At 46.1% G+C, this 16,667-nt stretch carries 12 protein-coding genes; 8 read left to right on the forward strand and 4 right to left on the reverse strand.

The window, feature by feature from the left end; translation table 11 throughout:
• Positions 1-154: 154 nt before the first annotated feature.
• Positions 155-2,029, forward strand: a complete 1,875-nt coding sequence (gene dnaG / locus FFM70_RS09530; protein ID WP_137616623.1) for a DNA primase — start codon at positions 155-157, stop codon at positions 2,027-2,029.
• A gap of 14 nt (positions 2,030-2,043) precedes the next feature.
• Positions 2,044-3,159 carry an RNA polymerase sigma factor RpoD gene (gene rpoD, locus FFM70_RS09535; protein ID WP_137616624.1) on the forward strand — a complete coding sequence of 372 codons (1,116 nt, stop codon included), beginning with the start codon at positions 2,044-2,046 and terminating at the stop codon, positions 3,157-3,159.
• A 118-nt stretch (positions 3,160-3,277) separates the two neighbouring features.
• Here the strand turns inward: rpoD and FFM70_RS09540 are convergent, their stop codons facing one another.
• The 3 genes from FFM70_RS09540 to FFM70_RS09550 all read right to left on the reverse strand — a co-directional run bounded on the left by FFM70_RS09540 (position 3,278) and on the right by FFM70_RS09550 (position 5,854).
• Entirely contained in the window at positions 3,278-4,426 is a 1,149-nt protein-coding gene (locus FFM70_RS09540) for an MFS transporter (RefSeq protein WP_137616625.1), read from the reverse strand.
• A 5-nt stretch (positions 4,427-4,431) separates the two neighbouring features.
• Entirely contained in the window at positions 4,432-4,857 is a 426-nt protein-coding gene (locus FFM70_RS09545; RefSeq protein WP_137616626.1) for a MarR family winged helix-turn-helix transcriptional regulator, read from the reverse strand.
• Between the two features lie 136 nt (positions 4,858-4,993).
• On the reverse strand, positions 4,994-5,854 hold the full coding sequence (locus FFM70_RS09550; RefSeq protein WP_137616627.1) for a helix-turn-helix domain-containing protein: 861 nt from the start codon (positions 5,852-5,854) through the stop codon (positions 4,994-4,996).
• Between the two features lie 270 nt (positions 5,855-6,124).
• Between FFM70_RS09550 and FFM70_RS09555 the strand changes: the two genes are divergently transcribed.
• The 4 genes from FFM70_RS09555 to clpB all read left to right on the forward strand — a co-directional run bounded on the left by FFM70_RS09555 (position 6,125) and on the right by clpB (position 11,832).
• A complete protein-coding gene (locus FFM70_RS09555) occupies positions 6,125-6,832 on the forward strand; it encodes a tRNA (adenine(22)-N(1))-methyltransferase (RefSeq protein WP_137616628.1) in 708 nt (235 codons plus the stop codon).
• Positions 6,819-7,844, forward strand: coding sequence for a Nif3-like dinuclear metal center hexameric protein (locus FFM70_RS09560; protein WP_137616629.1), 1,026 nt, complete (start codon positions 6,819-6,821; stop codon positions 7,842-7,844). The genes FFM70_RS09555 and FFM70_RS09560 overlap by 14 nt, the downstream gene beginning before the upstream one ends.
• 20 nt (positions 7,845-7,864) lie before the next feature.
• On the forward strand, positions 7,865-9,106 hold the full coding sequence (gene pepT, locus FFM70_RS09565; RefSeq protein WP_137616630.1) for a peptidase T: 1,242 nt from the start codon (positions 7,865-7,867) through the stop codon (positions 9,104-9,106).
• Positions 9,107-9,219: 113 nt separating this feature from the next.
• Entirely contained in the window at positions 9,220-11,832 is a 2,613-nt protein-coding gene (gene clpB, locus FFM70_RS09570; protein WP_137616631.1) for an ATP-dependent chaperone ClpB, read from the forward strand.
• A gap of 56 nt (positions 11,833-11,888) precedes the next feature.
• On the opposite strand, the gene FFM70_RS09575 is transcribed toward clpB, so the two are convergent.
• A complete protein-coding gene (locus FFM70_RS09575) occupies positions 11,889-12,089 on the reverse strand; it encodes a YjzD family protein (RefSeq protein ID WP_137616632.1) in 201 nt (66 codons plus the stop codon).
• Positions 12,090-12,217: 128 nt separating this feature from the next.
• Between FFM70_RS09575 and dnaE the strand changes: the two genes are divergently transcribed.
• Complete coding sequence (dnaE, locus tag FFM70_RS09580; RefSeq protein ID WP_137616679.1) at positions 12,218-15,568, forward strand: DNA polymerase III subunit alpha; 3,351 nt, start codon at positions 12,218-12,220, stop codon at positions 15,566-15,568.
• 113 nt (positions 15,569-15,681) lie between these two features.
• Positions 15,682-16,644 carry a 6-phosphofructokinase gene (gene pfkA / locus FFM70_RS09585; protein WP_137616633.1) on the forward strand — a complete coding sequence of 321 codons (963 nt, stop codon included), beginning with the start codon at positions 15,682-15,684 and terminating at the stop codon, positions 16,642-16,644.
• Positions 16,645-16,667: the final 23 nt, after the last annotated feature.

The following is a 16,667-nucleotide window of genomic DNA, read 5'->3' on the forward strand; positions in this document are numbered from 1 at the left end:
CTTATTATTGCATGGCTGTCAAACTTGTGGTACACTATATTTTGTAGAAATTCGCACATTAATAGTCGCATCTCGTTGTCGTGATGCGGCTTTTCAATGTTGTGGTTAATTTGGGACAATTGTCAGTCGTTATAGTGAGAAATGGGGTGGCGATGTGGCCAATTTAATTCCGGAAGAAAAGGTTGATCAAGTTCGTTCCGCAGTCAATATTGCGGACTTTGTTGGTCAGTACGTTCAATTGAAAAAAGCGGGTAAAAACCTCTTTGGCTTGTGTCCGTTTCATGAAGAACGCACACCGTCATTTTCGGTCAATGAACAAAAGCAAATTTTTCACTGTTTTAGTTGTGGCCGTGGGGGCAATGTTTTTTCGTTCATCATGGATTTAGAAAATTTGTCCTTCCCAGAGGCAGTGGTCAAGGTCGCTGACTTCGGACATATCGACCTGCCAGCGACTTACACGGCACAGAGTCAACCAGCGACCCCGAAAGATCAAGAACAGGCTGACTTGTTAACGTTATATGCTGACAGTACCAAGCTTTACCAACATGTCTTGTTAAATACGACGGCTGGTGAAGCCGCCTTGGACTATTTGCATCAACGTGGGTTGGATGATGAGACCATCAAGACGTTTGGCATCGGTTTTGCACCGCCCAAGCAGCTGTTGTTGGATTTTTTCAAAGAACATCAGATCGACTATCAGTTGTTACGGCAGTCTGGATTATTCATTGAAAATCAGGCTGGTGAATTGCGGGATCGGTTCGTTGATCGCGTCTTGTTTCCAATCAAGGATGCTAGTGGTCGGGTGATTGCTTTTTCTGGGCGTATTTTAAAGAAGTCACCGGATGAACCGAAGTATTTAAATAGTCCAGAAACGAAACTGTTCAATAAACGGTCGGTCCTGTTTAATTTTGATCTTGCACGGGGCGCGATTCGGCAACGTAAATCCGTCGTGCTATTTGAAGGGTTTATGGATGTCATTGCGGCTTATCGGGCCGGCATCCAAAATGGTGTCGCTTCAATGGGGACCAGTTTAACGAATGAGCAAATTTACATGTTGGAACGGGTGACTGATCAACTGTATATTTGTTATGATAGTGATATGCCGGGTCAAAAGGCGACTGATCGGGCGCTGAAATTATTGAGCGGCAATAGTCGCTTGAAATTAGGCGTTTTGCAGATGCCTGATGGGATGGATCCGGATGAGTATTTGCGTTCCGCGGGGGCTGAGAAGTTTGTCCAGGTATTTGAGGCGGGCAAGCAGACGCCAACCGCTTTTGAAATGCAATATTTGCGGCGTGATTTAAATTTGCAGAACACGCAAGATCAGTTGACTTATATTGGAGCTGTTTTGCAGCAATTGAGTGCTTTAAGCTCCAATGTTGAGCAAGATCTTTATTTGAACCAACTCGTTCAAGAATTCGGCCTCGATAAGGAAGACTTGCGCCAACAACTGCGGTCATTGGTCGGCCAGCAGACAGTGCATCGGCAACCGCATGGCGGTCCCCCAACGCCACCACCACCAGTTAACATGACGCCACCGCCGCCAACAATTACGGGGATGGCACCAGAAAATGGGCCAATCAGTCGGGTCGAACGCGCGGAACGGTTACTGCTGTTTCGGTTATTGCACGATCATGATGTGTGGTTGCGCGTGATGGCGATTGCGGGATTTCACTTTGTGCATGACCAGTATCAACAGATTCTGGTCTATGCCGAGGCCTATTTTAAAACGCATCAACAGTTTGAACTTGCAAACTTCACCGATTTTATGGGTGATCAAGGTTTACAACCAGTTGTGACGAGTTTGGAGTTCATGGATGTGGCGGGCGAGACTTCGAAAGAAGAAGTGGCTGATTTGGTCAATGTGATCATGAATCAGCAACCCGTCGCCGAAAAAATTAATGGTAAAAAAGCCGAATTAACGGCGGCAAAACAGTTGGGCAATCGTGATTTAGTCCAACAATTAACGTTAGAACTAATTGAGTTGTACCGCCAAGCACAACGGGTACAACAAGCTGACAACTTATAGGAGGCACCGATTTTATGGCAAAAGCAAAATCAACCAGCTCAACGACTGAATACAACAAGGCCGTCCGAGCATTAATCAAAGATTATAAAAAGACTGGTAGCATTAAATATGATGAATTATCAGATAAGCTGGCAGCACCGTATAAGTTAGATGCAAAAGGGATCGATAAGTTATTACAAAAAGTTGAAGATGCTGGGATCAGTGTCGTTGACGAAAAAGGTGATCCGGATGTTCGGGCCGTTAAGAGCGTTAAAAAGGTCACTAAAAAGGAATTAAGTACGGCGGGTTCATCGACTGGGATCAAGATTAATGATCCTGTGCGGATGTACTTGAAGGAAATTGGTCGTGTCGACTTGTTAACTGCTGACGAAGAAGTGGCGTTGGCGTTAAGAATCGAACAAGGCGACGAAAGTGCCAAGCAAGAATTAGCGGAAGCCAACTTACGGTTGGTCGTTTCCATTGCCAAGCGTTACGTGGGCCGTGGAATGCAATTCTTGGACTTGATTCAAGAAGGTAACATGGGCTTGATGAAGGCCGTTGAAAAATTTGATTATCGCAAAGGGTTCAAGTTTTCAACATACGCCACTTGGTGGATTCGTCAAGCGATTACGCGGGCAATTGCGGACCAGGCACGGACGATTCGGATTCCAGTTCACATGGTCGAAACAATCAACAAATTGATCCGGATTCAACGGCAATTGTTGCAAGACTTAGGCCGCGAACCTACCCCTGAAGAAATTGGGGCTGAAATGGATATGCCAACGGAAAAAGTTCGTGAGATCTTGAAGATCGCGCAAGAACCCGTTTCATTGGAAACCCCAATTGGTGAAGAGGACGACTCACATTTAGGTGACTTCATTGAAGATCAAGACGCAACTTCGCCAGCGGATGCTGCGGCCTATGAACTTTTGAAGGAACAATTGGAAGGCGTTTTGGACACCTTAACGGATCGAGAAGAAAATGTCTTACGGTTACGTTTCGGTCTCGATGATGGCCGGACTCGGACTTTGGAAGAAGTCGGGAAAGTCTTTGGTGTCACGCGTGAACGGATTCGTCAAATCGAAGCCAAGGCGTTGCGGAAGTTACGCCACCCATCACGTAGTAAACAATTAAAAGATTTCTTGGAATAAATTGGTTGATTAAAAGCAATCGTATCAGTCGCCCCAATCAGGGGATTGATACGATTGCTTTTTTTAGGCCCATAATTTTGCAAGAACCTATTTTCATGAAAAATGTTAGCCTTCTTAATTAGGCTAATAACCGGCGATTGGCGAGGTAAACGACAATTGTCAACGGTAATGTCAGTGCCATGACTGGATAAAGCCAGGCCCACGGTAAGAAGGCCGTGATGATTCCGGCTAACATGGGTCCGCCTGACATGCCTAGATCCACGCCAATGTAGAATGTACTATTCGCTAAGCCATGATCTGACGCCGGAACTAGTGTTAAAGCTTTAGCCTGGCAAATTGAAAACATCAAGCCATAGCCGGCAGCAAAGCCAAATGCGCCCAATAATAACATGAACCAATTGCTTAAATCAGTTAAGCCAACCAGTCCTAATAGGTTAAACCCTAATCCTAACCAGAAGAATTTTTTAAAAGGGACCTTATCGAATGCATCACGTAACACCAGCCGCATAATTAACAAAATAATGGCATAAGCTGGGAAAAAAGCACCGGCTGGCACAGCAAAGTGGCGATGTGCAATGTAACTCACAATATACGTTTCCGTGGCGAAATAGGGCAACGAGAATAACAGTAAGATTGCCGCCAGTGGGACGACTTTAGGTTGGATTAACTGGATCTTTTTCGCAGTTGTTTGAGGCGTGGGACTAGGAACGCCACGGTTGCCGACAAATTGAATCACGATCAACAGTAGAATGCTAAATGCTGACGCAACCCAAAAGACAGTTTGATAACTATAGTGTTGGTACAAATACACACTTATCGCTGGACCAACTGCCATTCCTAAAGCACTGGCTAGTCCGTAAATCCCCATGCCGGAACCAATCCGATCTGCTGGCAATAAAGCCGCCATCCAGGTCGCCATGCATACTGAACACAGCGTGTAGCCGAGCCCATTGATCACGCGAAATATCATGATTACTGCCACGTTAGTTGTCAACGTATAGCCTAAACTGGCGACTAAAATTAGCAGTCCACCAACTAGGGTTAACTTGTACTTCGAAACGCGATCGGTTAAATTACCAGCCAATGGCCGTAAGACGAGTGCGGTGAGGTTCATCGCCCCGGCAATTACACCCGCTAAAATACTGCTAGCACCAGCGCTAGTCGCAAAACCAGCAATAACTGGATTAATTAACATTGGACTCATCAAATAAAAGAAACTTGCAGCTAAAACTAATGTCACATCTTTGGTATATAAGCGTGTTTTCACGCAGGTCATTTCCTTTCCAAGTTAGCATTAGCGCGCCGCACTAACGCTAAAAATTGCCGTTGTTCTTCAGGGGTAAATCCAGCAAAGAGTTCTTCACTGGTTTGCCACCCGTGTCTGTCTAGCTGATCATATTTAGAAAATCCTAGTGGCGTCAACACCACTAGTTTTGACCGACCATCGTCAGGATTGGGCGCTAAGGTGACAATTCCTAAGTGCACCAAATGTTGGACGATTACCCGGGCGGTTTGATGGGTGATTCCTTGATAATCCTTAAACAGTGCAATTGTCTGATTAGGATGCTCAAAAAAGTACTTCAAGGCATCACCCTGGACCGTCGTTAAATTCAAATCCTTAATATGGAGATTCCGGCGTTGCTTGATTCTGCGGGCTAACTGTAACAGTTGTCGTGAAACCATTTCATCTTCATTCATCTAATCACCTCACAACAAAACTATACAGCATACTGTATAGTTTTGTAAGAGAAAATTTTATTGTCAAAAAAACGTTCTTGCCAACTGACAAGAACGCTTAACTGGGGAACGAACTTATGGGCAATTGTTAATAAAATTAAGAGGCCGAGAAGTAGCTGATCACGTCTAGGCTAGTATAGCTGACGGGAAAGGCTTGCTGTTGGCGTAGTTGTTCTTGGCGGCGGGTGATGCCGCTGTTCGCCAAGGATTCAGGGCTTTCGGCCAAGTTGAAGTTAAAGACGCGAAAGGTATCCGGAACGCCCCACGGCAGGGCAATCATTTGCGGATTGCCCAAAAATTTGGGAAATTCACTGTAAATTGCCGCTAAAAAGCCCATCGCTAATGGTTCGATTAAATGATGCAAGCGTTCATATTGCGTCCGGGCGACCAGGTTTCCAACTTGCAAATAACGTTCCAATTCAGCGTCAGTCGGCTCATTGCTGAGTTGCATGCCATCAGCTTCGAACCAGGCTTGCTGTTCGGGGTAGCGTTCCAAGAGGTCTAATAACGCTTTTTTGGCGGCCGACAATGATTCAACTGGCAATAATTGTTCTAGCCGTGTGGCGATGCCGTCGCCCTCTAATTGGTCGTCGAAGGCATCATTCAAAGTAAAGGTAAATAAAGTGCCATTTTGGCGGTAAATGCCAGTTAACGGTAGCTCATAACTGAGCTGTTGGTCGTGGTCGATGAAGCTAACGATACCAATAAATTGCTGCGTGTTTTCATTGATGCTTGTGAGAACGACCTCAAGATCCAAATCAGGGGTAATCATAAACAAGTCGTCGAGGGCGATATCGAGGACACGAATGATTTTATTGAGCTGACTAAAGGTGATACTTTTGGCCCGACCATCGATGATTTTGGTTAAGGTTTTCTGATTGATTCCGGTCATGGCGGCAAGTTCTTGATTACTGATCGTGCGTTCGAGCAGGATCGTTTTCAGCTGTGATTGAATCATGTTAACACTCCTCTTGGATTGGTTTAAATGGGTCGTTTGATTGAGATTTAAAACGTAGCGCTCATCGCTGTCCCCCTTTATACCTATCAGTTACGTAAACGACGAGCGGCATCATTTAAATTAAGGCTGATTAGTTGTGAGTGTGTGAGTCGTTGCCGATTCTTTTAAAAAATGATGGAATTTTGCGCGTTGCTTCAAAAAACGAGGGCAAACAATGTTAAAATAGTGCCAGGAAAGCGATTTAAATTATTTGTAAAAGGGGTTATGTCGGTGGATGCCAAACAGTTATCAGCACGATTAGCAACGGTGGGAGAATTTGTCCCTCAAAATGCGCGGGTGGCCGATATTGGGTCAGATCACGCGTACTTACCGGCTAACTTAGCATTAAATCACCGCATTAGTTATGGGGTCGCTGGTGAAGTGGTCAAAGGACCCTTTGAGAATGCGCAACACGAGATTCAAAAATTACAGTTAACAGCGATTTTAGTGGCGCGTTTAGCGGACGGCTTGGCTGCCATTCAACCAGCAGACCGGATCGATACGATTACGATTGCTGGGATGGGTGGCCCGTTGATTCGCCACATTTTAGCGCAAGGCAGCTCAGCACTGACCGGCGTGCAACGGTTAGTTTTACAACCAAACGTTGGTGAGGCGACGGTGCGTGAGTGGTTGGCTGCCAATCAGTTTCAGATTACGGCAGAACGGATCTTAGCTGAAGACGGGCACACTTATGAAGTGATCGTCGCGGATAAAACGACCGTGCCAGTGATCTATTCGGCAGCTGAACAACTATTTGGGCCATTTTTATTAGGTGAAAAATCACCAGTCTTCATTGCAAAATGGCAACGAGAATTGGCACGGGCACAAGCAGCCGTTGCTCAAATGCAACAAGCCAAAGTAGCACCGACTGAACATTTAGCGGCGGCTAATGCCAAAATTAAATTAATTGAGGGAGTCTTAGCGGATGTTGGCAAGTGAGCTAATTCAGCGTTTTGAACAATTTGCACCATTGAAATTAAAGTGGGACCGTGATCCTAGCGGGCTTCAAATTGGAGATCCTAATCAGGAGATCCATAAAGTTTTGGTGACCTTAGACGTGCGGCCTGAAGTGATTGATGAAGCCATTGAAACTGGCGCTGATATGATTTTCGCCCATCATCCAGTCATGTTTCGGCCAGCCAATAATTTAGATTATCAAGAGCCACAAAAAGCCATGTACGCGAAAATTGCGGCTCATCATATTTTAGTCTACGCCGCTCATACGAACCTAGATAGCGCGGACGGTGGCATGAACGACTGGCTAGCAACGGCATTGAAGTTGCAGCAAGTGACTGGGCTAGTCGCGGGTTATCATGCGGATGCGGTCAAAATGACGGTCATTGCGCCAACGAACTGTGTTGAAGCTGTTCAAGATTATTTGACGAAAACGGCCGGTGGTCACTTGGATCATTATGCCTTCAATTCGGGTGAGCAATTTACGGTTGACTTATTACAAGACTCAATTGCTGATGCGGTCGCCGGCGTTAACCAAATCGTGCCCGCAGCGCAATGGGATTATCAAGTCCAACCGTTATTGACTGGTGGTCATCAATATACGATGGGCCGTATTGGCAACTTGGCTCAACCGATGACAGTTCGTGCCTTTGCTGAACAGTGTAAGGCGACCTTTGATGTCAGTGGGTTACGACTGGTCAGCCAAAATCCGGATACGTTGATTCAACGCGTTGCGGTCTTAGGCGGCGACGGTGGTAAATTTTACCCAGAGGCGTTGAAGCAAGGTGCACAAGTGTATGTGACCGGTGATGTTTATTATCATACCGCGCACGATATGCTTGCAGCCGGGCTCTCAGTCGTTGATCCCGGTCATCACATCGAAAGTATTTGTCAACCATACTTGACCGCGCTCTTTAAGCAGTGGCAAGTTGAAAATAATTGGTCACTGGAAGTTGTGGCATCTACATTGAATACGGATCCATTTACGTTCATTTAAAATTTGAGGAGGAATCAACCATGGCAAACTATCCAAACTTAATTTCTGACTTTTTAACTTTTGTAAAGATCAATAGTCGTTCTGATGAAAATTCGACGACGGTGCCGTCATCACCACGTGAAACTGCCTTTTTAGCGCAATTGATGACTAAGCTCACTGATTTAGGCTTGAGTGATGTGCATCAAGACCCGCAGAGTGCGTATGTTTTCGCCACGTTACCGGCCAATACGGATGCGGACGTGAAAACGCTTGGCTTTATCTCACATATTGATACGGCGGATTTTAATGCGGAAAACGTCCAACCACAAATCGTTGAAAATTATGATGGTCAGTCCATTATCAAATTAGGGACGAGTGGTTATGAACTTGATCCGAAGGTCTTTCCACATCTCAAAAACTATGCGGGTCACACCTTGATTACGACCGATGGGAACACTTTGCTTGGTTCAGATGATAAGTCGGGGGTCGCAGAATTATTTAGCGTGGCTGAATATTTATTGGCCCATCCAGAAGTTAAACATGGGACGGTACGGTTCGGCTTTGGCCCAGACGAAGAAATCGGGACCGGTGCGGATCATTTTAATGTGGCGGACTTTAATGCCGACTTTGCTTACACCGTTGATGGTGGGCCGTTGGGCGAATTGGAATATGAAACGTTTAATGCGGCTCAGGCTGAAGTCACGATCAGTGGGGTCAACGTGCACCCAGGTGAAGCCTATGGTGTCATGGTCAATGCGTTGCAACTCGCCGTTGATTTTCAAAATGGCTTGCCTGCAGCTGAAGTCCCTGAAAAGACGAAGGATCGTGAAGGATTCTTCTTCTTGCTTGCTTTAGATGGGACGGTCGATAATGCCAAATTAACCTATATTATTCGTGATCATGACCGTAAAAACTTCGAAGCCCGTAAGCAACTGTTTAAAGCAGTGGCCGCTAAAATCAACGAGCGCTTAGGTGTTGAACATGTCAAAGTTGACATGAAAGATCAATACTACAATATGCGTGAAGTAATCGAAAAGGATATGACGGTCGTTGAATTAGCCAAACAAGCGATGCTCAAATTAGGAATCAAACCAATCATCGATCCGATTCGTGGTGGGACTGATGGGTCAAAGATTTCCTTTATGGGCTTACCAACGCCAAACTTGTTTGCCGGTGGTGAAAATATGCATGGCCGTTTCGAATACGTTTCGGAACAAGTGATGACGCAAGCCGTTGATGTCGTCTTACAAATTATTAAAGATAATGCCGTAGAAACTAAATAGTTGGCAAGGTTGGTCATTCGTTATATAATGCAATGGTCAATAAAGGTCAAACCTGAATTGGCAGCTGGCGAAGCTGCCTTTTTGCTAACCTAAATTTGAGGGGGTTATCGAATATGAATCCAGAACAATTAACCGAAAGTTTACAACAGGCTTTAGCGCAAGCCCAACAAATTGCGCAAACTCGACACCATCAAGAGATCGGTGTGCCACATTTGTTTAAGTTTTTAACGCAACCTGGCGAACTGGTACGCCAGATTTTTAGTGAGGCGGGTGCTGACTTAGACCAACTGCAAACGGAACTTGATCGCGAGTTAGATGAAATCAGCACGGTCAGTGGCGGTAATGTCCAATATGGTCAGAGTTTTAGCAGTAGTTTAGCCACGTTGATGCAAACCGCGGATGCGAAACGCAAGTCACTCGGTGATGATTTTCTAGCGACGGACACTGTTGTCTTAGCCTTGATGGACCAAACTGGTGATCAGCTTACTAAGTATTTAACACAGCAAGGGATCACAGCTGGTCAAATCAAGAATGCGGTCGAACGCATTCGTGGAGGTCAACGGGTAACATCTCGTAATCAAGAAGACCAGTACCAAGCCTTAGAGAAGTATGGTGTTGATTTGGTCAAGGCCGCCCGTCAAGGCAACCAAGATCCAGTCATTGGTCGTGACGAAGAAATCTTAGATGTGATTCGGATCTTATCGCGAAAAACGAAGAACAATCCGGTGCTGATTGGGGAACCAGGTGTTGGTAAAACGGCGATTGTTGAAGGCTTAGCCCAACGGATCGTCCGTGGTGATGTGCCAGAAAATCTGAAAAATAAAACCTTATTCTCGTTAGATATGGGGTCACTGATTGCCGGGGCCAAATACCGTGGTGAATTTGAAGAACGGCTCAAAGCAGTTTTGAAGGAAATCAAAAAGAGTGATGGTCAGATCATCATGTTCATTGACGAAATTCATAATATTGTTGGTGCTGGTAAGACTGAAGGGAGCATGGATGCGGGCAACTTGCTTAAACCCATGTTGGCTCGTGGCGAACTCCATTTGATTGGCGCAACGACTTTAGATGAGTATCGGCAATATTTGGAAAAGGACAAGGCTTTGGAACGTCGATTCCAGCGGGTCTTAGTGGCTGAACCGTCCGTCGAAGATACGATTAGTATTTTACGGGGATTAAAGGAACGGTTTGAAATTCATCACGGTGTACGCATTCATGACAATGCGTTAGTTGCGGCGGCCAAACTCTCGGATCGTTACATTACCGATCACTTTTTACCCGATAAAGCGTTGGATTTAATTGATGAAGCTTCCGCTGAGATTCGCGTTGAAATGAACTCAAATCCAACTGAGCTGGACCAAGTTAATCGCCAACTCATGCGCCTAGAAGTTGAGGAGGCCGCCTTAAAAAAAGAAACGGATGACGCTTCTGTCAAACGGTTAGCTGACATGCAACAAGAGCTAGCCAGCGCCAAAGAGAAACAACGGGCCTTAGCGGAACGTTGGGACGCTGAAAAGAAGAGCTTGAAGGCTTTGAGCGATAAGAAAGCCGCCCTTGATAAGGCCAAGCATGATTTGGAGACTGCAGAAAGTCAATATGACTTGGAAGTTGCCGCTAAGTTGCAACATGGTACGATTCCGAAGTTGGCCGAAGAACTGAAGCAAATGGAAGCCAATGATCACCATGACGACTGGCTCGTCGAAGAGTCCGTTACGGCTGACCAAGTAGCGAACGTTGTTTCACGGATGACTGGAATTCCGGTCAATAAATTGGTCGCGGGTGAACGCGAAAAGTTGTTACACCTTGCCGATAACTTGCACCAACGGGTCGTTGGTCAGGATGCCGCTGTCAACGCGGTTTCTGATGCCGTCTTACGGTCACGGGCGGGACTACAAGATCCGAACCGCCCACTCGGCTCATTCATGTTCCTTGGGCCAACTGGGGTCGGGAAAACAGAACTGGCGAAAGCTTTGGCGGAGAACTTATTTGACGCGGATGACCACATGGTACGGATCGATATGAGTGAGTATATGGAAAAGGAATCCGTTTCACGACTAGTCGGGGCCGCTCCAGGCTACGTTGGTTATGAGGAAGGCGGTCAGTTGACCGAAGCAGTTCGGCGCAATCCTTATTCCATCGTCTTATTTGATGAAATTGAAAAGGCTCATCCAGACGTCTTTAACATCTTATTGCAAGTGTTAGATGACGGTCGTTTAACGGATGGTCAAGGGCGGACGGTTGATTTCAAGAACACGATTTTGATCATGACGTCGAATTTGGGTTCAGAACAGTTGCTTGCCGGTGTCGACGAGCAAGGCCAGTTATCGCCTGAGACCCATCAACAGGTCATGCAATTGGTTCAGACGCGGTTTAAACCAGAATTCTTGAATCGGATTGACGATATTATCATGTTTACGCCGTTAACATTGTCAGCGATTGAACAAATCGTGGTCAAACTGATCGACCGATTGTCAGCACGGTTAAAGGATCGTGAAATCACGCTTGAAATTTCTGAACCAGCCAAGCAGTGGATTGCCAAGCAAGGCTATGAACCAGCCTATGGTGCGCGGCCACTACGGCGTTTTATCACGAATCATGTGGAAACGCCATTGGCGAAAGAAATCATTGCCGGGCGAGTGGCACCACAATCGACAGTGACCATCAACTTGTTGGATAACCAGTTAGTTTTCGAAAATGAGGCGGCTCCTGAACAAGCCGGTAAATAGACAAAAAAAGATCGCTGCAGGCTAAACTTGCAACGATCTTTTTCATTTAGTGACACTTATTTATTTTCTGAACCTTTAATGGGCAAAGAGTGATTAGTAATCAGTGAAATACCATTCACCACTACTAGGGCAAAGACTGCGGCAACGATGCCAATTTCACCTGGGTTATAGGTCATCGTTTCCAAGGCACTACCGATGTAACCAATGACTTCACCAAAAAGGACACTCCAGAAAATAACTACAAGTTGTTTCGTCATCTTCTAACACCTCCCAATGAAAGTAATTTTAGCACAACCAATCAAAAAAGCAATTGCCTTATCACTGCTTTATGGAACAAGGGTTTGGTATAATAGGATTAATGAAACTAAAGAAAGGAGTCGTTGATATGCAGGTTGTGCCATTACAAGTGATGAGTACCTTTAGTTTGTTGCAGAGTACGAGTACCATCACGGAATTGGTCCAGGCAGCCAAACAACAGGGCTACCCAGCTTTGGCGTTAACGGATGTGAATGTCATGTACGGGATCGTTGACTTCTATAACGCTTGTCGCCAAGCGGACATTACCCCAATCTTGGGCATTACTCTTGAACTTGCTGGCAGTCAGTTAGCTGAGCAAACGTTCGAGCTGGTGATTTTAGCCAAAGATTGGCAAGGTTATCAAAATTTGATGCAACTCTCCACCTTAAAACAGACCGCAACTGCCGAGCAGCCGCTAACTTTGACGAGTATTTTGCCACATCTGGGCCATCTAGTCGTCATGACACCCGCTAAAGATAGTGAATTAGTGGCGTTATTGATGCAGGATCAGCCCCAAGCGGCGACGGCTTGGTTACAACCACTGGTCACAGCTTGTGACGCCGATAGTTTATATTTGGGCGTTTCATTAGACCAGTCCCCAGCGTTGCGCACGACTTTGGTTGAATTTGCAGCCCAACAGCAGTTACCGATCGTTGCCCTAGATCCAGTTGACTATGTGCAGGCGACCGATTATTTCGCCGTTTCGGTTTTGCGAGCTATTGAGAGCGGGCAACAGATCGAACAGCCTGAAAATCTACAAGGCGTGGCTGGGTCGCATTATTTGCGTTCAGCGGATGACCTGATGCAGGCCTATACACAATTGAATTTAACGGCGGCGTTGCAAGCAACTACCACGATTGCGGCAGCGTGCCAGGTCGAACTGGTATTTAAAAAACCGCAATTACCAAAGTTTCCAACTCCCGACCAGCAGCCGGCTAATCAATATTTACGACAACTTTGTGAGCAAGGCTTAACGCAGCGGTTAAAAGCCGTCTCAGCCACGGTCGACCAGGCGCCATATCATGACCGTTTGGACCGTGAGTTACGCGTGATCGATGAAATGGGCTTTGATGACTATTTCTTGATTGTTTGGGATGTCATGAATTATGCGCATCGCGCCGATATTACGACTGGTCCAGGTCGGGGGTCGGCCGCCGGGTCGTTAGTGGCCTACGTGTTACAGATTACGGATGTAGATCCACTGCAATATGGCCTCTTATTTGAACGTTTTTTGAATTCAAAGCGAGCCAACATGCCGGATATTGACTTGGATATTCCAGATAATCGCCGTGAACAAGTGCTGGCTTACGTCCATGACAAATATGGTCATGATCGCGTCGCTCAGATTATCACGTTTGGGACATTAGCCGCCAAACAGGCGTTACGAGATGTCGGGCGGGTCTTTGGTTTGTCCACATTTGAAATGAGCGATTGGAGTGCGGCGATTCCCAATCAGTTCCACATTTCTTTGTCACAGGCTTATCAAGATTCCCGCCGACTACAAAATTTAGTCGCTGACTCGAGCAAGAATCGCCTACTCTTCGAAACGGCACAACGGATTGAAGGCTTACCACGACACTATTCAACGCATGCTGCCGGGGTCGTTTTGAGTCAGGTGCCGTTGATCGAGATCGTGCCCTTACAAGCGGGTAGCGAAACGATGATGATGACACAGTATACTAAGGATACCGTTGAAGCGGTTGGTCTGTTGAAGATGGATTTTTTGGGCTTGCGTAATTTGTCTTTGTTAGCGAGTGCGTTGCACTATGTTCAGCGTCAAACTGGTCAGCCATTAGCCATTACCAAAATCGATTTAAATGACCCGGCAACGTTACGCTTATTTCAGGTGGGTGATACGACCGGGGTCTTCCAATTTGAATCGGCTGGTATTCGTAATGTTTTGCGTAAATTGCATCCCGACAACTTTGAACTAGTCGCGGCCGTAAATGCGTTATATCGGCCGGGCCCCATGGAAAATATTGATCACTTTATTGCCCGTAAGCAGGGAACGGAAGCAGTCACGTACGCCGCCCCGGAGTTGCAACCAATTTTAGGCCCAACGTATGGTATCTTGGTTTATCAAGAACAAGTCATGCAAGTCGCGGCCGTCATGGGTGGCTTCAGTTTAGGCGAAGCCGATTTATTGCGGCGTGCCATGAGTAAGAAGAAGAAGACCGTGATCGATGAAATGCGGCAGCAATTTATTACTGGCGCTGAGCAACAACATTTTTCAACCGCCGTCGCCACACAGGTGTATCAATATATTGAGCAATTTGCGAATTATGGGTTTAACCGTTCCCATGCGGTGGCTTACAGTAAGATGGCTTTTGAATTAGCGTATCTAAAAGTTCATTATCCTGGGGCGTTCTTTACCTCGCTCATGAATTCGATTTTAGGCAATGGGACGAAGCTGAAACAATATTTAGCGGAAGCCAAGCAACACCAAGTAAAAATCGTGCCACCAGATATTAATGTGAGTGGCCCATATTTTGATTGGGACGGACACGCGATCACCTTTGGCCTGAGTTCAATCAAGGGCTTACGGCGTGACTTTATTGCGAGTCTGATTGCTGAGCGCCAAGCCAATGGGCCATTTAAAAATTTACAACAATTGATGCAACGGTTGGATGCCAAATGGCTCAAGCCAGAGTTAATGACGGCGCTGATCTATGCCGGTGCTTTGGATCACTTTGGGCTAAATCGTGCTGAGTTGTTGACGAGCGTGCCAGAGCTGATGTCCAGTGCCGAATTGGCCGGTAACAGTTTGAGCTTGTTTGCGTCATTGGCGCCCAAAATCAAAAAGCAACCAGAACTCCCATTAAGCGAGCGTCTGGCCAAGGAATCAGAATTTTTAGGGGCCTATGTCTCTGGTCATCCTGTCGAGTCTTATAAGTGGCTGGCCCAACAACAGCGCACGACTTTAGTCAGTGCGCTCAGTGCTGAACAATCAGTCAAGTTATTGGTCTATATTACGAAGATTCGCGTGATTCGGACGAAGCGTGGGCAACAGATGGCATTTGCCACTGGGAGCGACTTGTCAGGTGAGATTGATCTGACGATTTTTCCAACGACCTATCAGCGCCTACAAGCGGTGTTGAAAACCGATACGATCGTGTTGATCAGTGGTAAGGTTGAGGTCAAGCGGGGGTTACAAGTGATCGTTAACCAGTGGCAACTGGCCGACCAGTTCCCGGCACCGACCGGACAGCTATTCCTGCGGCTACAAACCGCGACGGCAACGCCGGAAGTGCAGAAGGCCATTTTGAAAATATGTCGTCAATTTTCAGGCCCAAATCCCGTGCTGATCTATTCAGCGGTGGCTCGTAAGACTGTTGAACTAAATTCACAGTATTGGGTGAAAGATGACCCGAAAATGGTTGGAGCGCTTACAAGCCTATTAGGTCGCGATAATGTTGTGATGAAAAGCGCAATCCCTTGATGTGACGGCGTTTTTAATCGGTGCTATTTTCAAAAAATAACAGACAACTTTTGTGAAAAGTGTTAAAATCACTTATGGAGTTACGAACTCAATTTATTGCCTGAGGTGAAAAAATGAAACGCATTGGTATTTTAACCAGTGGCGGCGACGCTCCTGGTATGAATGCGGCCGTTCGTGCTGTTGCTCGCAAAGCAATGGCCGAAGGGTTAGAAGCATACGGCATCAATTACGGCTTTGCCGGATTAGTTGCTGGTGACATTCATAAAATAGAATCAGTAGATTTAGACGGTGTGGTCGGTGAAGGTGGAACGTTACTTTATTCTGCACGTTACCCAGAATTCGCACATGTCGAAGGTCAATTGAAAGGAATCGAACAACTGAAGAAATTCGGCATCGATGCCTTAGTCGTTATTGGTGGCGACGGGTCTTATCATGGGGCCTTACGTTTAACTGAACATGGCTACAACACAATTGGTCTTCCTGGGACCATTGATAATGATATTCCATTCACTGATTTCACGATTGGTTTCGATACGGCGGTTAACACCGACGTTGAAGCCCTCGATCGGATTCACGATACCGCTCATAGTCATGACCGGACTTTCGTTGTGGAAGTTATGGGTCGTGGCGCTGGGGATGTTGCATTGTGGGCTGGCGTTTCTGCCGGTGCCGATGAAATTATTGTCCCTGAACGCGATTGGGATATGGAAAGTGTTGCCAACAAGATCAAACACAACCGTGCTAACGGTCATCGCAGTAATATTATTGTGTTGGCTGAAGGCGTTATGGGTGCGGATGAATTTGTTGAAAAGTTATCACAATATGGTGACTTTGATGCCCGTGCTAACACGATTGGCCATATGCAACGTGGTGGCCGTCCAACTGCTAAAGACCGTGTCATGGCCAGCAAGATGGGCGCCTATGCCGTTGAACTCTTACTTAGTGGTAAGGGTGGCTTAGCCGTTGGGATTCAACACAATGAACTAGTGAACCACAGTATGCTTGACCTCTTTGATTCCAAGCATGAAACTGAAGCCTCACTAGCTAAGTTGAATGATGAAATTTCATTTAACTAATTTGTTTTTTATTAACTTGATAA

The sequence above is a fragment of the Lactiplantibacillus nangangensis genome (assembly GCF_005405065.1).
Classification (GTDB): Bacteria; Bacillota; Bacilli; order Lactobacillales; family Lactobacillaceae; genus Lactiplantibacillus; species Lactiplantibacillus nangangensis.

What these genes read in the sequence shown, in the direction of transcription:
- rpoD (WP_137616624.1), top strand. Translation starts at nt 2,044, where the DNA reads ATGGCAAAAGCAAAATCAACCAGCTCAACGACTGAATACAACAAGGCC.
- FFM70_RS09545 (WP_137616626.1), bottom strand. Translation starts at nt 4,857, where the DNA reads ATGAATGAAGATGAAATGGTTTCACGACAACTGTTACAGTTAGCCCGC.
- FFM70_RS09550 (WP_137616627.1), bottom strand. Translation starts at nt 5,854, where the DNA reads ATGATTCAATCACAGCTGAAAACGATCCTGCTCGAACGCACGATCAGT.
- FFM70_RS09560 (WP_137616629.1), top strand. Translation starts at nt 6,819, where the DNA reads ATGTTGGCAAGTGAGCTAATTCAGCGTTTTGAACAATTTGCACCATTG.
- pepT (WP_137616630.1), top strand. Translation starts at nt 7,865, where the DNA reads ATGGCAAACTATCCAAACTTAATTTCTGACTTTTTAACTTTTGTAAAG.
- clpB (WP_137616631.1), top strand. Translation starts at nt 9,220, where the DNA reads ATGAATCCAGAACAATTAACCGAAAGTTTACAACAGGCTTTAGCGCAA.
- FFM70_RS09575 (WP_137616632.1), bottom strand. Translation starts at nt 12,089, where the DNA reads ATGACGAAACAACTTGTAGTTATTTTCTGGAGTGTCCTTTTTGGTGAA.
- dnaE (WP_137616679.1), top strand. Translation starts at nt 12,218, where the DNA reads ATGCAGGTTGTGCCATTACAAGTGATGAGTACCTTTAGTTTGTTGCAG.
- pfkA (WP_137616633.1), top strand. Translation starts at nt 15,682, where the DNA reads ATGAAACGCATTGGTATTTTAACCAGTGGCGGCGACGCTCCTGGTATG.